This is a genomic window from Microbacterium phycohabitans (assembly GCF_032464935.1).
GTDB classification, from domain to species: domain Bacteria; phylum Actinomycetota; class Actinomycetes; order Actinomycetales; family Microbacteriaceae; genus Microbacterium; species Microbacterium phycohabitans.
This window is the reverse complement of sequence record NZ_JAWDIT010000001.1, coordinates 438,151-456,110: the sequence shown is the minus strand read 5'-3', so window position 1 is coordinate 456,110 and position 17,960 is coordinate 438,151. Positions and strand designations below refer to the sequence as shown.

Sequence of the window (17,960 nt, the reverse complement as noted above, 5' to 3'; positions counted from 1 at the left end):
CCGGGCCTTGCGTGCTAGCCGAGCACCGCCCACGGCACCGGTGCGCGGTCGTCGTCGCGCAGCAGCCCGCCGATCCACAGGTCGGAGCGCCCCAGCGAGTTGACGTGCGCTCGCCGCAGCAATCCCTCGTAGCGGAACCCCAGCGAGCGGGCGACACGCGCCGAGCCCGTGTTGCCCACCACGGCTCGCCACTCGATCCGTTCGATCGCGGGACGCTCGGGCGCGAATCCCCAGTCGACGACGGCACACGCCGCCTCGGTCGCGATGCCATGACCGCGCACGCGAGACGACACCCAGTAGCCGATCTCCGGCCCGCCGCTCGGCAGCTTCGCGAGTCCCACCATGCCGACGAGTCGTCCCTCGAGGCGGATCGCCCACGTCGCCTCGGACCCTTCCACCCACCAGGCGCGCGTGAGGTCGACGAACGTCTGGGCGTCCGCCGGGAGGTAGGGCGAGGGGACCGTCGTGAGTCGCTGGATCGCGGCATCCTGGCATTCGGCATGGATCGCGGCGACGTCGTCGTCGCCCGGTGCCGACAGCTCGAGGCGGGCGGTGCGCAGGACCGGGGGTTCCATCCGGCCACGCTACCCGCCCGCCGGGCGGTGCTGTCGACGAGCACGACTCCTGCGATTCGGTACGTCGAGGAGGAATGCGGGCCCGATCGGCGGGTTCTGCAGGAGTTGTGCCGCTCGCGCCCCGGAGGGAAGTTATCCCCAGAAGTCGTCGTGAGCCCACGGTGGCCGCTCCAGGTGGAGGACCCTCGATCCGTGTCCTCCGCCTCGGCTTCCTTCCGCGACCTCCGTGCCGAAGGAATGACCCGTGGCGAGATCGAACGGGCGGTCCGAGCGGGTCATCTGCTGCGCGCACGACGGGACACGTATCTACCGGCCGGAGTATCGGCCCCCGTGCTGCGCGCGGTACAGCACGGGGGTCGTTTGGATTGCCTGTCCCTGCTCCACGAACGCGGCGTGTTCGCGCACGATGTCAGGTGCCTGCACGTGCAATTCGATCGTGTCGCGAGTCGCCTGCCGGTGCGGGGGAGTGACGTACGGGGCCACTGGCGGTCGAGCACCGCACTTCCTCGAGCCACGCATACACCGATCATCGAGGCTCTCGTCCAGTCGGCAGCGTGTCAACCACCGCGGAGCCTGGTCGCGTCGCTGGACAGCGCCTGGAACCGTGGACTCATCGACGAGGCGAATCTGGGAAAGATCTTCCGTGCGCTCCCGCGCCGCTTCCGGCGCCCGCGGCACCTCGTGGATCCATCGGCAGAGTCGGGACCCGAGACGCTGGTGCGGCTCATGCTCCGCGGTCTCGGGTTGCGGTGGAGAGCGCAGGTGCAGATTCCGCACGTGGGTCGAGTCGACTTCGTCGTGGAGGGGTGGCTCATCATCGAATGCGACAGCAAGGCCCATCACGCGTCCTGGGAGGCTCAGCGTGAGGACCGTCGTCGCGATCGCGCCGCCGCAGCGGCGGGTTACGTCACCCTCCGCCTCATCGCGGAGGAGATCCTGTACAAGCCGGAGGCTGTTCGTGCGGCGATCGCGGGGCTCAAGCCGCGACTTCGACGCTGACGCCGCGGCCGCGGACCGCGCGGCCCTGCTCCGTCCCCACGCGATTCCCGCATCGCGGGCTCAGGTGTCGACGTACTCCGCGTCGGCGGGATCCGAGGTGGTCCGGCGTCCGCGTTCTTCGGGCCGAGCGCGCGAAAGGGCACACGGACGAGGCATGCGCGAGGTCGCGCTGCCCGCACAATTCCTGCAATTCGGGGCCGGCGTGGTTGGGAGCCTGCGTTGCGGGCCGATCTGCAGGAGTTGTGCTGAAGCCGGGACGACCGGCGGACGCTCGGCCGCGCGCGAGCGACGTCGGGCGGGCCCCCCGAGCGCAGGTCGTTCGATGCGCAGAACTCCTGCAATTCGGTGCAGGAGGCGGGCGGTGGCGTGCGCGGTGCGCCGAATTGCAGGAGTTGTGCGCGCGACACGCGGTATATCGCACGCAGCTCGTGTCCAGCATGGTCGGCGGAACGCCGACGCCCGCCGCCGCTCGGGGGAGCGGGGCGGGCGTGGAACGGATCGGATCAGCCGCGGCGCAGCAGTCCGATGCGGTCGTAGACGTCGGAGAGGGTCTTCTCGGCGACGGATGCCGCCTTCCCCGCGTTCACGGCGAGCACGCGGTCGAGCTCCGCCGGGTCGTCGAGCAGCTCGAGGGCGCGTTCGCGCACCGGCTCGAACTCGTTCACGACGACCTCGGCGAGGCCCTTCTTGAAGTCGCCGTACCCGCGGCCGGCGTACTCGTCTTCGATCGAGGTGATCTCGCGACCGGTGAGGGCCGAGTAGATCACCAGCAGGTTGGACACGCCCGGCTTGGCCTCGCGGTCGAAGCGCACGGAGCCCTCCGAATCGGTCATCGCGCGCATGATCTTCTTGGCGCTGACCTTCGGGTCGTCGAGCAGCCACAGCACACCCGCATCGGATTCCGCCGACTTCGACATCTTCGACGTCGGGTTCTGGAGGTCGTAGATGCGCGCGGTCTCCCGCTGGATGACCGGCTTGGGCACCGTGAAGGTCTGGCCGTAGCGCTGGTTGAAGCGCTCCGCGAGATCGCGGGTCAGTTCGATGTGCTGCTTCTGGTCGTCACCGACCGGCACGACGTCGGTCTGGTAAAGCAGGATGTCGGCGGCCATCAGCACCGGGTAGGTGAAGAGTCCGACGTTCGTGGCATCCGTGCCGTAGCGGGCCGACTTGTCCTTGAACTGGGTCATGCGCCCGGCCTCGCCGAAGCCCGTGAGCGTCGACAGCACCCACTGCAGCTCCGCGTGCGCGGGCACGTGCGACTGCACGTACAGCGTCGAGCGCGACGGCTCGATGCCCGCGGCGATGTATTGGGCGGCGGTGCGGCGGGTCTTCTCGCGGCGCTCGGCGGGGTCGCCGGGCTGCGTCAGGGCGTGCAGGTCGACGACCGAGAAGAAGGCGTCGTACTGGTCCTGGAGGTCGCGCCACTGCAGCAGAGCCCCGATGTAGTTGCCGATCTGAAGGCTGTCGGCGGAGGGCTGCATTCCTGAGTAGAGGCGCTCGGTGGTCACCGTACGATCCTAGGCGTCGTCGGCTGGGCGCACCCGCCGAGGCGAGGGGCGGGCGGATGCCGGTGCCCGGGGTGAGATCGATCGAAGCCGACCACAGCTCGGGCTCCACCTCGGGGCGGCAACAGGCCCCGGACGACCACGACGGATTCGGGCGCCGGGCTGCGGGCGAGGGGTCCGCACGGCCCGACGGCGCTCTGCGGCGGTCGCTAGGCGACGGTCAGGTCCCGAGCGTGTAGTCGACGATGACGGGGGAGTGGTCGCTCCAGCGCGTGTCGTACGAGGGCGCGCGGTCGACGCGGTAGGAGGTGACCCGCTCGGCCAGGGCCGGGGTGGCGACGTGGTAGTCGATGCGCCAGCCGCTGTCGGTGTCGAACGCCTTCCCGCGCATCGACCAGAACGTGTACGGACCGTCGACCTCGCCCATCGCGCGACGGCCGACGTCGATCCAGCCCAGTCCCGTGCCGGTCGACCCGTCGACGCCCTCGACCTCGTCGCCGGCGGGGCCGAAGAAGCGATCGAAGTACGCGCGCTCGCGCGGCAGGAAGCCGGCGTTCTTGCGGTTTCCACGCCAGTTCTTGATGTCGAGCTCGCGGTGTCCCACGTTCAGGTCGCCGGCGACGAGGGCCAGCTCGCGCTCGGCGCTGAGTTCGGCGAGGCGACGCTCCATGGCATCCAGGAACAGCCACTTGGCATCTTGCTTGGGGGTGTCGACCTCGCCGCTGTGCACGTAGGCGCTGACGATCGTGACGGTCTCGCCGTCGATGTCAAAGTCGGTCTCGATCCACCGGCCCGAGGCGTCGAGCGGCTCGGGGCCGAGGTGCGTGCGCGTCTCGACGCCCGGGAGGCGGCTGATGATCGCGACGCCGGCGCGGCCCTTCTGCAGGGCCTCGTCGTTGACGATCTCCCACCCGGGAAGGGCTTCGGCGAGCTGGTCGGCGGTCGCCCGGACCTCTTGGAGGGCGACGATGTCGGCGCCCGAGGCGTCTAGCCACTCGGTCATGCCCTTGCGGACGGCGGCACGGATGCCATTGACGTTGACGGAGACGATACGCACGGAACGAGCCACCCGACGAGCCTAATCGCGACCTCCGACATCGGCTCATCGCCCGCGGTCAGTCGGGCAGGAGCGACACCCGCCGCGGCGCGGGCACGTCGGCCTCGGCGCGGGCCAGCGTCTTCCGCGCGGCGACGAGACGCCGCCGAGCCCGCCATCGCCACGGCCACCGCGCCAGGGCGACAGCGCGTTCGGCTTCGCGCACGCCCACCTGCGCGGCGATGACCAGCGCGGCCTGCTCCATGGCCCGGCGGTCCTCGGGGGAGCGCAGCGGAACGTCGCGATCGCCCGCGGCCACCGCGATCCAGGCGGCGGCCACGAGGATGACGATGCCGATGAAGCGGAACCACAGCAAGAAGCCGATGAGCACCGTGAACGTCGCCAGCAGCGGGTTCGACGGCGTGTAGACGAACAGGAAACCCGCACCGACCTGCAGAACGACGATCCCCGTCGCGCCGACGAGCGCTCCCGGCCAGGCGCGACGCCACGTCAACGTCGTCCCGGTGAGGAAGCGGAACAGCGAGGCGAGCGCGACGGTGTTGATCCCGAACGCGACGACCAGCGACACCAGCCGTGCTCCGATCGACCAGCCGAGGGTCTCCCGGTCCCACCCGATCAGCCCGAACACGAGATCGACCGCGCCGGTGGTGATCGAGCCCAGGAGGGCTCCGACGAGCAGCGAGATCCCGAACAGAATGGATGCCAGGAAGTCGCGCGCCTTGAGCATGACGTAGTTGCGCAGGTCGAACGGCAGCCCAAAGGTGTCGCGGACGGCCCGCCGGGTGAAGGTGACGAAGCCGATCGCCGTCCACACGACCACGACGACGGCCACGATGCCCGTGATGGTCAGCAGACGTCCGCTGTCCTGAGCGACGGCCTCGACCTGATCTCGATCGACGAGGCCGTTCTCGCTGATGAGCCCCGGGACGTAGCTGTTGATGATGCGGATGAGACCGTCGATCGCGGCCGTGCTTCCGCCCAGCCAGATCCCCACCCCCGCGAATGCGAGGTACAGGGCGGAGAACACCGCGAAGAGCCCCTGGTAGCTCATCCCCGCGGCGAGCAGGAACCCGTTGTGCCGCAGGAAATGCCGCCAGACCCGGATGGGGAACCATCGCGCGATCCTCGCGGCCCGGGCGATGGGCTGATCCAGACGCTCGAGCACGGCGCTCTGCGCGGCTTCGAGGCGGTCGCGCAGCGACGTGTCGTCGTCACGCACCGCGGGCAGCGGTCGTGGGTCGGCGTGCGTCTCGGTCACCCGTCGAGCCTAATGAATGGATGCCGCCCCTCCGCGGACCGCGGTGCTTCGCGGCATCCGCCCCCGCGCTCGCGAAAGCGCACCGTTCTCGCAGCGCTGGGCGCGCGGCATCCGCCTTCGCTGCGATCTGCGAGATCCGGCCCCGGCCGCGTCGCCGCTCCCGCGACCCTGTGCTCCCGCACACGCGATGCCGGGAACGCCGAACGGCGGGGCGCCGGAGCGCACCCGCCGTTTGAGGGGGGAGAGGTCAGCGACCGCCGCGCAGCACGGCCTGCTTGACCTCGGCGATGGCCTTGGTGACCTCGATGCCGCGGGGGCACGCCTCGGTGCAGTTGAAGGTCGTGCGGCAGCGCCATACGCCTTCCTTGTCGTTGAGGATGTCGAGGCGCACATCGCCCGCGTCGTCGCGCGAGTCGAAGATGAAGCGGTGCGCGTTGACGATCGCGGCGGGGCCGAAGTACTGCCCGTCGGTCCAGAACACGGGGCACGACGAGGTGCACGCGGCGCAGAGGATGCACTTGGTCGTGTCGTCGAAGACCTCGCGGTCGACGATCGACTGGACGCGCTCCTTGCCGGGCTCGGGCTTCGAGTTCGAGATCAGGAACGGCTGCACCTCGCGGTAGGAGGCGAAGAACGGCTCCATGTCGACGATGAGGTCCTTCTCGAGGGGCAGACCCTTGATCGCCTCGACGTAGATGGGCTGCGAGATGTCGAGATCCTTGATCAGCGTCTTGCAGGCCAGGCGGTTGCGACCGTTGATGCGCATCGCGTCCGAGCCGCAGATGCCGTGCGCACACGAGCGGCGGAACGACAGCGACCCGTCGACCTCCCACTTGATCTTGTGCAGGGCGTCGAGCACGCGGTCGGTGGAGTACAGCTCCACGTCGTAGTCGACCCAGCGCGGCTCGTCGTCGACCTCGGGGTCGAAGCGGCGGATGTTGAAGGTGACGAGGAACGACTGGATGCCGGTGTCCTCAGGAGTCTGCTCGACCTCGTCCGAGGTGTCGACCTGCTCGATGACGGTGGATGCCATCTCAGTACTTCCTCTCCAGCGGCGGGTAGCGCAGCTCCCCGGCCTCGTTCTTGGTGAAGACCACGGGCTTCCAGCCGAGTTCGATGTGATCGGCGGGGTGCGACGAGTGGGGGTCGCCCGACAGGTACGCCATGGTGTGCTGCATGTAGTTCTCGTCGTCGCGCGTCGGGAAGTCGTCGCGCATGTGACCGCCGCGGCTCTCCTCGCGGTTCTGCGCCGAGTAGACGACCACCTCGGCGAGGTCGAGCAGGAAGCCCAGCTCGACAGCCTCGAGCAGGTCGGTGTTGAAGCGCTTGCCCTTGTCGTCGACGTGGATGTTCTTGTAGCGCTCGCGCAGGTCGGCGATCACGTCCATGACGTGAGCCAGCGACTCGTGCGTGCGGAACACCTGCGCGCCCTTGTCCATCTCGTCCTGCAGCGTCTTGCGCAGCACCGCGATGCGCTCGGTGCCGCTGTTGTTGCGCAGGCCCTCGATGAGCCCGCGCACCTCGGCGGCCGGGTCCTCGGGCAGCGGCACGAAGTCGGCGGTCTTGACGTACTCGACGGCGTTGCGGCCGGCGCGCTTGCCGAAGACGTTGATGTCGAGCAGCGAGTTGGTGCCCAGGCGGTTCGAGCCGTGCACCGAGACGCACGCGCACTCGCCGGCGGCGTACAGACCCGGCACGACCGTGTCGTTGTCGGCGAGCACCTCGGCCTTGATGTTGGTGGGGATTCCGCCCATCGCGTAGTGCGCGGTCGGCATGACCGGCACGGGCTCGACGACCGGGTCGACGCCGAGGTAGGTGCGGGCGAACTCGGTGATGTCGGGGAGCTTCGTCTCGAGCACCTCGGCACCCAGGTGCGTGCAGTCCAGCAGCACGTAGTCGCGGTGGGGTCCGGCGCCGCGACCCTCGGCGACCTCCTGCACCATGCAGCGGGCGACGATGTCGCGGGGCGCCAGGTCTTTGATGGTGGGGGCGTAGCGCTCCATGAAGCGCTCACCGCTCGCGTTGCGCAGGATCGCGCCCTCGCCGCGCGCACCCTCGGTGAGCAGGATGCCGAGACCGGCGAGACCGGTCGGGTGGAACTGGAAGAACTCCATGTCCTCCAGCGGCAGGCCCTTGCGCCACACGATGCCCACGCCGTCACCGGTGAGGGTGTGGGCGTTGGAGGTGGTCTTGAAGATCTTGCCGAAGCCGCCGGTCGCGAAGACCACGGCCTTGGACTGGAACACGTGCAGCTCGCCCGTGGCGAGGTCGTAGGCGACCACGCCCGCGACCTGCGTCTTGCCCGCGGCATCCTTCACCGTGATGAGGTCGAGCACGTAGAACTCGTTGAAGAAGTTGATGCCGAGCTTGACGCAGTTCTGGAACAGCGTCTGCAGGATCATGTGACCGGTGCGGTCCGCGGCGTAGCACGCGCGGCGCACGGGGGTCTTGCCGTGGTCGGCCGTGTGACCGCCGAAGCGGCGCTGGTCGATCTTGCCCTCGGGCGTGCGGTTGAACGGCAGGCCCATGTTCTCGAGGTCGATGACGGCGTCGATGGCCTCTTTGGCGAGGATCTCCGCGGCATCCTGGTCGACGAGGTAGTCGCCGCCCTTGATGGTGTCGAAGGTGTGCCACTCCCAGGAGTCTTCTTCGACGTTGGCCAGTGCCGCGGCCATGCCGCCCTGCGCCGCACCGGTGTGCGAGCGGGTGGGGTAGAGCTTGGAGATGACCGCGGTCTTCGCGCCGGGGCCGGCCTCGATGGCCGCGCGCATGCCGGCGCCGCCGGCTCCGACGATGACGACGTCGAACTGGTGGTAGTGGACGCCGTCCTTGACGACGGAGTCCGAAGAAGTCTGAGTGCTCACGTGTGCGATACCTCTGCTGTCAGGGGAAAGAAGGGATGCCACAGGCTCACGCCGCCTGGCACACGTCCCACAGGGAGCTGCTCTCGGTCACGCCGAGGCAGGGGTCGAAGGTGAAGACGACGAGCGTGCCGAGCAGGATCAGGAACCCGGCCGACACCCACAGCGACCCGACCAGGATGCGGCGGATGCGGGCGTTCGTGACGTAGTCGTTGACGATCGTGCGCATGCCGTTGGCGCCGTGGATGAGGGCCAGCCACAGCATCAGCACGTCCCACCACTGCCAGAACGGCGAGGCGAGCTTGCCCGCGACGAACGCGAAGTCGATCTGGTGGATGCCGTCGCCCGTCATGAGGTTGACGAACAGGTGGCCGAAGATCAGGACGATCAGCAGCACGCCGGAGGCGCGCATGTAGATCCAGCCCCACTTCTCGAGGTTGGTGCCCTTCTTGCGCACGGAGGGCGTGCGGGGGGCGGGGATCGTGGCGGCTTCTTGGGCGACGGACATCAGTGGCTCCCGGTGACGGCGCTGAAGACGTTGATGAGGTGGCGCGGAGTGAACCCGAGCATGGTGACGACCCAGAGGCCCAGCACGCCCCACCACAGCTGACGCTGGTGACGCGTGGCCCACGGCCAGAAGTCGACCAGGATGATGCGCAGCCCGTTGAACGCGTGGTACGCGATCGCGCCGACCAGTGCCACCTCGCCGAGACCCATGATCGGATTCTTGTAGGTGCCGATGACGGCGTCGTAGGCCTCGGGCGACACGCGGATCAGCGCCGTGTCGAGGATGTGCACGAGCAGGAAGAAGAAGATCGCCACACCGGTGATGCGGTGAAGGACCCACGACCACATGCCTTCACGGCCGCGGTAGAGAGTGCCGCGAGGCCTCTTCGAAGTGGTCTCTTTCACCGACGGCGTGGCACGTGCTGGTGCTGACACGGTCGTCCTCCCTGATCGAACACGGTGTGAGACCCACGCGGGTCCGAGCGTCACACGGGCGCCATCAAATACTACGTCCGGCCTATGAACGGCGGGGATTAGGCCCGCCTAAGACTCTCTCGACATCGAGATAGTTCCGGATGCCGACACCCCGCGCCTCACCTGGACCGCCGCCGTGGGTCCGCGCGCCCGCGACCAGTAGGGTCGGAGCCATGGCCGACCTCGCTATCGACGACTTCTACGCCGTGATCCCCGCCGGAGGGATCGGCAGCCGCCTGTGGCCCCTCTCGCGGGCCGACGCCCCGAAGTTCCTGCACGATCTCACCGGATCGGGGCAGACGCTGCTCCGCGACACGTGGGACCGTCTCGCTCCGCTGTCGGGCGCCGACCGCATCGCGGTCGTGACGGGCCGCGCCCACCGCGCCGCCGTCGAGCGGGAGCTCCCGGGCGTACCCGACCACAACGTCTTCCTCGAGTCCGAGCCGCGCGACTCCTCCGCCGCGATCGGCCTCGCCGCCGCGATCCTCGTGCGCCGCGAGCCCGACGTCATCATCGGCTCCTTCGCCGCCGACCACGTCATCCGCCAGACGCGTCAGTTCGACTTCGCCGTGCGCCAGGCCGTGGCGGTCGCGCGGGCCGGGTACATCTGCACCATCGGCATCCAGCCCAGCGAACCCTCCGTCGGCTTCGGTTACATCAAGCAGTCCGACGAGCTCATCGTCGACGACGCCCCCGAGGCGTACATGGTCGAGCGCTTCGTCGAGAAGCCCGACCTCGACACCGCGAAGGAGTACTTCTCCGACCGCGCCTACCTGTGGAACGCAGGCATGTTCATCACCCGTGCCGACGTGCTGCTGGCGGAGCTCGCGGTGAACGAGCCCGAGCTGCACGCGGGCCTTCTCGAGCTCGCCGAGGCGTGGGACGACCGCGACCGTCGCGGTCCCGCCGTCGACCGCATCTGGCCCGGGCTGAAGAAGATCGCCATCGACTACTCGGTCGCCGAGCCCGCCGCCGAGAAGGGGCGCCTGGCGGTCATTCCCGGTCACTTCGACTGGGACGACGTGGGCGACTTCGCGAGCCTGTCGAAGCTGAACTCCTCGGGTGGCCGCAACGAGCTGGCGATCCTCGGCGAGGACGCCCGCGTGCTCTCCGACGCGTCCAGCGGCATCGTCGTCTCGCAGACCAAGCGCGTGATCAGCCTCATCGGCGTGCGCGACATCGTCGTGGTCGACACCCCCGACGCGCTCCTGGTGACCACGAGTGAGAACGCCCAGCGGGTGAAGGGCGTCGTCGACGCGCTCAAGCTCACCGGTCGCGGCGACGTCCTCTGACACCGGATGCCGCTCCGCGTGGCATCCAGTGTCTGTCTCCCCGCCGCGTGTGGCGGTCGCGTGACGCGAGATTGCGTCTTTGTAACCATTGCTGCGCGCGAGCCTCTCGGGGACGCAAGCGCGCCGACACAGTAGGTAACGTGACGGGATCGTCCCCCGAACCCGTTGGGGGCATCCGTCTTGGAGGACCATTCGTGAAGACCACGAAGAAGGCCGTCGTCAGCGGCCTCGCCATGATCGGCGCCGCGGCGCTGCTCGCCGGTTGCGGCGCCGCACCCGAGAGCAACGGCGCATCCGGTGGTGCCGCCGCCGGCGCCAGCGACTACCTGCCCTGCATGGTGTCGGATGCCGGTGGCTTCGACGACAAGTCGTTCAACCAGCTCGGCAAGGAGGGCGTCGACGCGGCGGCTTCCGAGCTCGGTTCGAAGACCCCCATCGAGGTCGAGTCGCAGGCCGAGACCGACTACGCCTCCAACCTGCAGAACCTCGTCGACCAGGGATGCAACACCATCGTCACGGTCGGCTTCCTCCTCGCCCCCGCGGCGCTGGAGTCCGCCAAGGCGAACCCCGACCTCGAGTACGTCTCGATCGACGACACCGTCGACAGCGACTTCGACGGCAAGACCGACGCCCCGAACATCAAGCCGATCATCTTCGACACCGCCCAGGCGGCCTACCTCGCGGGCTACCTCGCCGCGGGAACCTCGAAGACCGGCGTCGTCGGCACCTTCGGCGGCCTCAACATCCCGACCGTGAGCATCTTCATGGACGGCTTCGCCCAGGGCGTCGAGAAGTACAACACCGACAACGGCGCCTCGGTGCGCGTCGTCGGGTGGGACCGCGCCGCTCAGGACGGCTCGTTCACCGGTGGCTTCGAGGCCAACGACACCGCGCGTCAGACCGCGCAGGCGCTCATCGACCAGAACGTCGACGTGCTGCTGCCCGTCGGTGGTCCGATCTACCAGTCGGCCGCCGTGGCCATCAAGGACGCCGGTCGCGAGATCGCGCTCGTCGGTGTCGACGCCGACGTCTACGAGACCGACCCCTCCGTCGGTGACCTGCTGCTGACCTCGATCCTCAAGGGCATCGACGTGGGCACGAAGGACGCGATCGTCGCCGCCGGTAACGGCGAGTTCGACGCGGCTCCCTTCGTCGGCACGCTCGAGAACGAGGGCGTCGGCCTGGCTCCGTACCACGACTGGTCGGACCGCGTCCCCGCCGAGCTGACCACGAAGATCGACGAGCTCAAGGCGAGCATCGTCAGTGGTGACATCACCGTCGAGTCCTACCTCGCCGGCTGAGTCCGCATCACTCTGGGGGGAGGCCGGCGTCCGCCGGCCTCCCCCTCCCTTGTGAACGAGGTCGGCGCGCGCCGACCGTCCCCGGGACGATTCGCCCACGAGGCGGTCTCCTCGCCGGTCCCCCTCCGGATCGGTGCCACAGAACCTAGGATCGGGAACATGAAGCTCGAACTCCGCGGGATCACGAAAACCTTCGGATCCCTGGTGGCGAACGATCACATCGACCTCACCGTCGAGGCCGGAGAGATCCACTGCCTGCTCGGCGAGAACGGTGCCGGCAAGTCCACCCTGATGAACGTCCTCTACGGCCTCTACCAGGCCGATGGGGGAGAGATCCTGCTCGACGACGTCGTCCAGCAGTTCTCCGGCCCGGGCGACGCGATGCGCGCGGGCATCGGCATGGTGCACCAGCACTTCATGCTGATCCCCGTCTTCACCGTCGCCGAGAACGTCATGCTCGGCCACGAGCCCACGAAGGTCGGCGGCCGCCTCGACCTCGCGGCGGCCCGAGCGAAGGTCCGCGAGATCTCCGACCGCTTCGGGTTCGACGTCGACCCCGACGCGCTCGTCGACGACCTCCCGGTCGGTGTGCAGCAGCGCGTCGAGATCATCAAGGCGCTCTCGCGCGATGCGAAGGTGCTCGTGTTCGACGAGCCGACCGCCGTGCTCACGCCCCAGGAGACCGACGAGCTGATGGCGATCATGCGTCAGCTGCGCGATTCCGGCACCTCGATCGTCTTCATCACCCACAAGCTCCGCGAGGTGCGCGAGGTCGCCGACCGCATCACCGTCATCCGTCTGGGCAAGGTGGTCGGCGAGGCCGAGCCGACCGCGTCCAACGCCGAGCTGGCATCCCTCATGGTGGGCCGTGCCGTCGAACTGACCGTTCAGAAGGACGCGCCCACCCTCGGCGAGGTCGGGCTGTCGGTCTCGGGTCTGACCGTGGTCGACGCGATCGGTCAGCTCGTCGTCAACGACGTCAGCTTCGAGGTTCGCCGCGGCGAGGTGCTCGCCATCGCGGGAGTGCAGGGCAACGGGCAGACCGAGTTGACGGAAGCGCTGGTCGGGCTGCAGGAACGCGTCGAGGGATCCATCCGCCTGGACGGCCGGGAGCTGCAGGGATCGACCGTGCGCGCGGTCCTCGACGCCGGTGTCGGCTTCGTCCCCGAGGACCGCAAGGAAGACGGGCTGGTCGGGGAGTTCTCCATCGCCGAGAACCTCATGCTCGATCGCGCCGACGGCGCCCCGTTCGTCAAGGGCGGCGCGCTCCAGCTGTCGACGCTCGCCGACTTCGCCCGCGAGAAGGTCGCCGAGTTCGACGTGCGCACCCCCTCGATCGAGACGCCGGTCGGCCGCCTCTCGGGCGGAAATCAGCAGAAGGTCGTGCTGGCGCGCGAACTGAGCCGCGATCTGCGGCTGTTCGTGGCCGCCCAGCCCACCCGCGGTGTCGACGTGGGTTCGATCGAATTCATCCACAAGCGCGTCATCGAGACCCGTGACGCGGGCGTGCCCGTCATCGTCGTCTCCACCGAACTCGACGAGGTCACCGCCCTCGCCGACCGCATCATGGTCATGTACCGCGGTCGCGTCGTCGGCATCGTCCCCGGTGACACCTCGCGCGACGTCCTCGGCCTCATGATGGCCGGCGAAGCGCCCCAGAACGAAGGAGTCGCCGCGTGAGCGATCCGCACAGCCCGCACGACCCGACCGCCGCTCGCGCCGACCGCGCCGCGGAGGTCGCCGAGGCGGCTCAGGCCGACGTCGCGCTCGAGGGCGCGTCCACCGTGGACCCGGCCGCGGGAGCCCGGGTCGTCGCTCCCGAACCCGCGACCGATGAGAACCGCTGGCGTCGCGCGCTGCGCGAGATCGCCACCGGCAACGCAATCATCTCGGTCCTCGCCGTGATCCTCGCGCTCGTGGTGGGCGCGATCATGATCGCGGCGACCGACGAGAACGTCCAGGCGGCGGCGGGGTACTTCTTCGCCCGGCCCGGGGACACGCTCGCCGCGATCTGGCAGTCGGTGTCGGGTGCCTACGCCTCGTTCTTCCAGGGCGCCATCTACAACTTCCGCCGCCCGGAGTTCGCCACCGGCATCCGTCCGCTCACCGAGACCCTGACGTTCGCGACGCCGCTGATCGCGGCCGGCCTCGGCGTGGCGCTCGCCTTCCGCGTCGGGATGTTCAACATCGGCGGTCGTGGGCAGATGCTCGTCGCGGCCGCGGCCGGCGGTTACGTGGCCTTCGCGTTCGATCTGCCCTGGGGCCTGCACGCCCTCGTGGCGCTCGTCGCCGGCGTCGTGGCGGGTGCGCTGTGGGCCGGGATCGCGGGTCTGCTCAAGGCCCGTACCGGCGCGCACGAGGTCATCGTCACGATCATGCTGAACTACGTCGGGTTCTACCTCGTCTACTACATGCTGCGCACGCCCGGCCTGCTCCAGGCTCCGGGCTCGAACAATCCGACCACGCCGGCGATGAAGGACACGGCGGTCTTCCCCGACCTGTTCGGGCCGTCGTACAACCTGCACTTCGGCTTCCTCCTCTCGCTCGCCGCGGTCGCGCTGGTGTGGTGGATCCTGGAGCGCTCGTCCCTCGGATTCCGCTTCCGCGCGGTCGGTCTGAACCCCCACGCCGCGCGTGTGGCCGGCATCAACGTCAAGTCGATGTACGTCATCGCCATGCTCATCTCCGGTGCGCTGATCGGTCTGGCGGGAGTCGACCAGGTGCTGGGCACCGTGACGACGGGCTTCTCCAGCGGTATCGACGCCGGTATCGGCTTCGACGCGATCACCGTCGCGCTGCTGGGGCGGTCCACCCCCGTGGGCGTCCTCGTCGCCGGCATCCTGTTCGGCGCCTTCAAAGCGGGCGGCTTCGCGATGCAGGCAGCGAACGGCGTGCCGATCGACATCGTGCTCGTCGTCCAGTCGCTCATCGTGCTGTTCATCGCCGCACCCCCGCTCGTCCGCGCCATCTTCCGGCTGCCGGCCCCCGGGGCCCGCCCGAGCAAGACCCGCGCCCTCAAGAAGAAGGAGGCGGCTCAGTGAGCACCACCGCTCAGCGCCCCGAGGCGTCGCCGAAGCCCGCGACGCTCGACACGGCCGTCGTCGTCAGCTGGAAGGCGCCGATCGTCTACGGCGTCATCACGCTGCTCGCGCTCGTGCTGTTCGTCGTCGCCCGTCAGGACGGAGACGCGGTCTTCCGCATCTCGAGCCCCGGCGAGTTCCTGCAGTTGCCCGAGGTCGTCCTCGGCGGCGTCGTCACCGGCATCGTCTGCACGGTGCTGCTCGCGCTGGTCACGCTCGCGAGCGTGCTCATGGTGCGCGCGCGCCGGCGGCCGCCGATCTGGCTCGCCGTGATCTTCGCCCTGGTGTTCATGGTCGGCTTCCTCACGTGGGCGGCCGCAGGGGCGACCACCTCGGTGATCCCGCTGACCGGTCTGCTCGCCGGTGGGCTCAGCCTGTCGGTCCCGCTGATCTTCGGCGCCATGGCGGGCGTGCTCAGCGAGCGCGTCGGCGTGGTGAACATCGCCATCGAGGGCCAGCTGCTGGCAGGAGCCTTCACGTCCGCGATCGTCGCCACCGCGACGGGCAACCCGTTCATCGGCCTTCTCGCCGCGGGCGTCTCCGGTGTGCTCGTGTCGTTCGTCCTGGCCGCTTTCGCGATCAAGTACTTCGTCGACCAGGTCATCGTGGGCGTCGTGCTGAACGTGCTCGTGGTGGGTTTGACGAGCTTCCTGTTCTCGCAGCTGCTCGCCCCGAATGCGGCGACACTCAACTCGCCGCCGCGGTTCGCCCGCCTCCCGATCCCGTTCCTCGCCGACATCCCCGTCATCGGACCGATGCTGTTCAATCAGACGATCATCGTCTACCTGATGTACGTCACGGTCGCGCTGGTGTACGTCGGGCTGTTCCACACCCGCTGGGGCCTGCGCCTGCGTGCGGTGGGGGAGCACCCGCAGGCCGCCGATACGGTCGGCATCAACATCGCGAAGACCCGGTTCTGGAACGTCTCGCTCGGCGGCGCCATCGCGGGCCTCGGCGGCGCGTTCTTCACGCTGGGCTCGGTCGGTGCGTTCAATAAGGAGATGACGGCCGGCGCCGGATACATCGCCCTCGCGGCGGTCATCTTCGGCCAGTGGGACCCCATCCGCGCCACCCTCGCGGCCCTGCTGTTCGGGTTCGCGTCGAACCTGCAGAACACCCTCGGCGTGATCGGATCGCCCGTGCCCAGCGAGTTCATGCTCATGCTGCCGTACGTGGTGACGATCTTCGCCGTCGCCGGTCTCGTCGGAAAGGTCCGCGGCCCCGCGGCCGCCGGCAAACCATATATCAAGGGCTGACCCAGCCCGCTTCCCCCTTCACGAGAGGACCCTCTGCACCACGATGACCGACATCGACTGGGATGAACTCCGCGCCGCGGCGACGGAAGCCATGCACCGCGCGTACGCGCCCTACTCCCGTTTCAAGGTGGGCGCCGCGGCGCTCGTCGCCGACGGGCGCATCGTCTCGGGGTGCAACGTCGAGAACGCGTCCTACGGCGTGACCCTGTGCGCCGAGTGCGGCCTGGTGTCCGAGCTGCACATGTCCGGAGGCGGCCAGCTCGTCGCCTTCGTGTGCGTCGACGGCGAGGGGCGCACGCTCATGCCGTGCGGCCGCTGCCGACAGCTGCTGTTCGAGCACGCCATCCCGGGGATGCTGCTCGAGACCGTCAGCGGCATCCGCACCATCGACGAGGTGCTGCCCGACGCGTTCGGCCCGCGCGACCTCGAGGAGGCGGCCCGATGACCCTTCGACAGGCTCAGGGACCCCATCGACAGGCTCAGGGACCGGTGGAGTCGTATGACGCCGTCGACATCATCCGCTCCCAGCGCGACGGCAAGGCCATCACCGAGGGCGAGATCCGCTGGCTCGTCGACGCCTACACGCGCGGCTACGTCATGGACGCCCAGATGTCGGCGTTCACGATGGCGGTGCTGCTCAACGGCCTCGGACGCGATCAGATCCGCGTGCTGACCGACGCGATGATCGCCTCGGGCGAGCGCATGGATTTCGGATCCCTCGGCAAGGTCACCGTCGACAAGCACTCCACGGGTGGTGTCGGCGACAAGATCACGTTGCCGCTCGCGCCCCTCGTCGCCGCTTTCGGCGTCGCGGTGCCGCAGCTCTCTGGCCGCGGTCTCGGCCACACCGGTGGCACGCTCGACAAGCTCGAGTCGATCCCGGGCTGGCGCGCGGCGCTGTCGAACGACGAGATCATGGCGCAGCTGCGCGACGTGGGCGCGGTCATCTGCGCGGCCGGTACGGGCCTGGCCCCCGCCGACAAGAAGCTCTACGCGCTGCGCGACGTGACGGGCACCGTCGAGGCCATCCCGCTGATCGCCTCGAGCATCATGTCGAAGAAGATCGCCGAGGGCACCGACTCGCTCGTGCTCGACGTGAAGTTCGGCTCCGGCGCCTTCATGCAGGACATCGATCGCGCGCGCGAGCTCGCCGAGACGATGGTGGCACTGGGGACCGACTCGGGTGTGAACACCACCGCGTTGCTCACCGACATGAACACCCCTCTGGGGCTCGCCATCGGCAACGCCAACGAGGTCCGCGAGTCCGTCGAGGTACTCGCCGGCGGCGGCCCTGCCGACGTCGTCGAGCTCACGGTCGCCCTCGCGCGTGAGATGTTGACCCTCGCCGGTCAGCCCGACGCCGACGTGGAAGCCGCTCTCACCGACGGCCGTGCGATGGACGTGTGGAAGCGCATGATCCGCGCCCAGGACGGCGACCCGGATGCCGCGCTGCCCACGCCGCGCGAGACCCACATTGTCTACGCGGAGCGTTCGGGCGTCGTCACGCGCATCGAGGCGTTGCCGTTCGGCATCGGCGCCTGGCGTCTGGGCGCCGGTCGCGCGCGGGCGGAGGACGCCGTGGTGCACGCCGCGGGCATCGACCTGCACGTGACGGTCGGCCAGCCCATCGCCGCCGGTCAGCCGCTGTTCACCCTGTCGGCCGACGATGAGACGCGCTTCGAGCGCGCCCTCGGCGCCGTCGAGGGGGCGTGGGAGATCGGCGACTCGGCTCCCGCCGCGACGCCGATCGTGCGCGAACGCATCACCGCGTGATGGCATCCAGCAGAAGGAGCAC

16 protein-coding genes are annotated in these 17,960 nt (G+C 69.2%); 8 read left to right on the top strand and 8 right to left on the bottom strand.

The genetic code is table 11. The features are described 5' to 3' along the window. Positions 1–14 precede the first annotated feature (14 nt). Positions 15–575 (bottom strand): GNAT family N-acetyltransferase, encoded by a 561-nt coding sequence (locus RWH44_RS02105; protein WP_316003286.1) that lies wholly within the window; start codon positions 573–575, stop codon positions 15–17. Between RWH44_RS02105 and RWH44_RS02100 the strand changes: the two genes are divergently transcribed. Then, positions 501–1,574, top strand: coding sequence for a DUF559 domain-containing protein (locus RWH44_RS02100; protein WP_316003285.1), 1,074 nt, complete (start codon positions 501–503; stop codon positions 1,572–1,574). The two genes, RWH44_RS02105 and RWH44_RS02100, sit on opposite strands and share 75 nt — an antisense overlap. A 503-nt stretch (positions 1,575–2,077) precedes the next feature. Here RWH44_RS02100 and trpS read toward each other — a convergent pair. The 7 genes from trpS to sdhC all read right to left on the bottom strand — a co-directional run bounded on the left by trpS (position 2,078) and on the right by sdhC (position 9,197). Then, positions 2,078–3,082: a tryptophan--tRNA ligase gene (gene trpS, locus RWH44_RS02095; protein WP_298874353.1), complete on the bottom strand. Its 1,005-nt coding sequence runs from the start codon at positions 3,080–3,082 to the stop codon at positions 2,078–2,080. A gap of 217 nt (positions 3,083–3,299) precedes the next feature. Next, the gene (locus tag RWH44_RS02090; RefSeq protein WP_316003284.1) at positions 3,300–4,148 is read right to left on the bottom strand and encodes an exodeoxyribonuclease III; all 849 of its coding nucleotides are present in this window, start codon (positions 4,146–4,148) and stop codon (positions 3,300–3,302) included. A gap of 46 nt (positions 4,149–4,194) precedes the next feature. Beyond that, positions 4,195–5,394 carry a YihY/virulence factor BrkB family protein gene (locus RWH44_RS02085; protein WP_316003283.1) on the bottom strand — a complete coding sequence of 400 codons (1,200 nt, stop codon included), beginning with the start codon at positions 5,392–5,394 and terminating at the stop codon, positions 4,195–4,197. 247 nt (positions 5,395–5,641) lie between these two features. Next, positions 5,642–6,427, bottom strand: coding sequence for a succinate dehydrogenase iron-sulfur subunit (locus RWH44_RS02080; protein WP_058623471.1), 786 nt, complete (start codon positions 6,425–6,427; stop codon positions 5,642–5,644). 1 nt (position 6,428) lies between these two features. Beyond that, on the bottom strand, positions 6,429–8,258 hold the full coding sequence (gene sdhA / locus RWH44_RS02075; RefSeq protein WP_298874361.1) for a succinate dehydrogenase flavoprotein subunit: 1,830 nt from the start codon (positions 8,256–8,258) through the stop codon (positions 6,429–6,431). A 46-nt stretch (positions 8,259–8,304) separates the two neighbouring features. Continuing rightward, complete coding sequence (locus tag RWH44_RS02070) at positions 8,305–8,763, bottom strand: succinate dehydrogenase hydrophobic membrane anchor subunit (protein WP_316003282.1); 459 nt, start codon at positions 8,761–8,763, stop codon at positions 8,305–8,307. Next, positions 8,763–9,197: a succinate dehydrogenase, cytochrome b556 subunit gene (gene sdhC / locus RWH44_RS02065; protein ID WP_013583715.1), complete on the bottom strand. Its 435-nt coding sequence runs from the start codon at positions 9,195–9,197 to the stop codon at positions 8,763–8,765. Before sdhC ends, RWH44_RS02070 begins: the two co-directional genes overlap by 1 nt. 212 nt (positions 9,198–9,409) lie before the next feature. Here sdhC and RWH44_RS02060 point away from each other — a divergent pair, with 212 nt between their 5' ends. From RWH44_RS02060 to RWH44_RS02030, 7 genes are all read left to right on the top strand, one after another. After that, a complete protein-coding gene (locus RWH44_RS02060; RefSeq protein WP_316003281.1) occupies positions 9,410–10,528 on the top strand; it encodes a mannose-1-phosphate guanylyltransferase in 1,119 nt (372 codons plus the stop codon). Positions 10,529–10,722: 194 nt separating this feature from the next. Continuing rightward, complete coding sequence (locus RWH44_RS02055; protein ID WP_437127258.1) at positions 10,723–11,829, top strand: BMP family lipoprotein; 1,107 nt, start codon at positions 10,723–10,725, stop codon at positions 11,827–11,829. Between the two features lie 159 nt (positions 11,830–11,988). Then, complete coding sequence (locus RWH44_RS02050) at positions 11,989–13,509, top strand: ABC transporter ATP-binding protein (RefSeq protein WP_316003280.1); 1,521 nt, start codon at positions 11,989–11,991, stop codon at positions 13,507–13,509. After that, positions 13,506–14,870: an ABC transporter permease gene (locus RWH44_RS02045; RefSeq protein WP_437127257.1), complete on the top strand. Its 1,365-nt coding sequence runs from the start codon at positions 13,506–13,508 to the stop codon at positions 14,868–14,870. Before RWH44_RS02050 ends, RWH44_RS02045 begins: the two co-directional genes overlap by 4 nt. Further along, positions 14,867–16,165, top strand: coding sequence for an ABC transporter permease (locus RWH44_RS02040; RefSeq protein WP_316003279.1), 1,299 nt, complete (start codon positions 14,867–14,869; stop codon positions 16,163–16,165). Before RWH44_RS02045 ends, RWH44_RS02040 begins: the two co-directional genes overlap by 4 nt. Before the next feature lie 43 nt (positions 16,166–16,208). Continuing rightward, positions 16,209–16,610, top strand: coding sequence for a cytidine deaminase (locus RWH44_RS02035; protein ID WP_316003278.1), 402 nt, complete (start codon positions 16,209–16,211; stop codon positions 16,608–16,610). Continuing rightward, positions 16,607–17,938, top strand: a complete 1,332-nt coding sequence (locus RWH44_RS02030; RefSeq protein WP_316003277.1) for a thymidine phosphorylase — start codon at positions 16,607–16,609, stop codon at positions 17,936–17,938. The genes RWH44_RS02035 and RWH44_RS02030 overlap by 4 nt, the downstream gene beginning before the upstream one ends. Positions 17,939–17,960 lie beyond the last annotated feature (22 nt).

What these genes read in the sequence shown, in the direction of transcription:
- RWH44_RS02100 (WP_316003285.1), top strand. Translation starts at nt 501, where the DNA reads ATGGATCGCGGCGACGTCGTCGTCGCCCGGTGCCGACAGCTCGAGGCG.
- RWH44_RS02105 (WP_316003286.1), bottom strand. Translation starts at nt 575, where the DNA reads ATGGAACCCCCGGTCCTGCGCACCGCCCGCCTCGAGCTGTCGGCACCG.
- RWH44_RS02080 (WP_058623471.1), bottom strand. Translation starts at nt 6,427, where the DNA reads ATGGCATCCACCGTCATCGAGCAGGTCGACACCTCGGACGAGGTCGAG.
- RWH44_RS02070 (WP_316003282.1), bottom strand. Translation starts at nt 8,763, where the DNA reads ATGTCCGTCGCCCAAGAAGCCGCCACGATCCCCGCCCCCCGCACGCCC.
- RWH44_RS02060 (WP_316003281.1), top strand. Translation starts at nt 9,410, where the DNA reads ATGGCCGACCTCGCTATCGACGACTTCTACGCCGTGATCCCCGCCGGA.
- RWH44_RS02050 (WP_316003280.1), top strand. Translation starts at nt 11,989, where the DNA reads ATGAAGCTCGAACTCCGCGGGATCACGAAAACCTTCGGATCCCTGGTG.
- RWH44_RS02035 (WP_316003278.1), top strand. Translation starts at nt 16,209, where the DNA reads ATGACCGACATCGACTGGGATGAACTCCGCGCCGCGGCGACGGAAGCC.
- RWH44_RS02030 (WP_316003277.1), top strand. Translation starts at nt 16,607, where the DNA reads ATGACCCTTCGACAGGCTCAGGGACCCCATCGACAGGCTCAGGGACCG.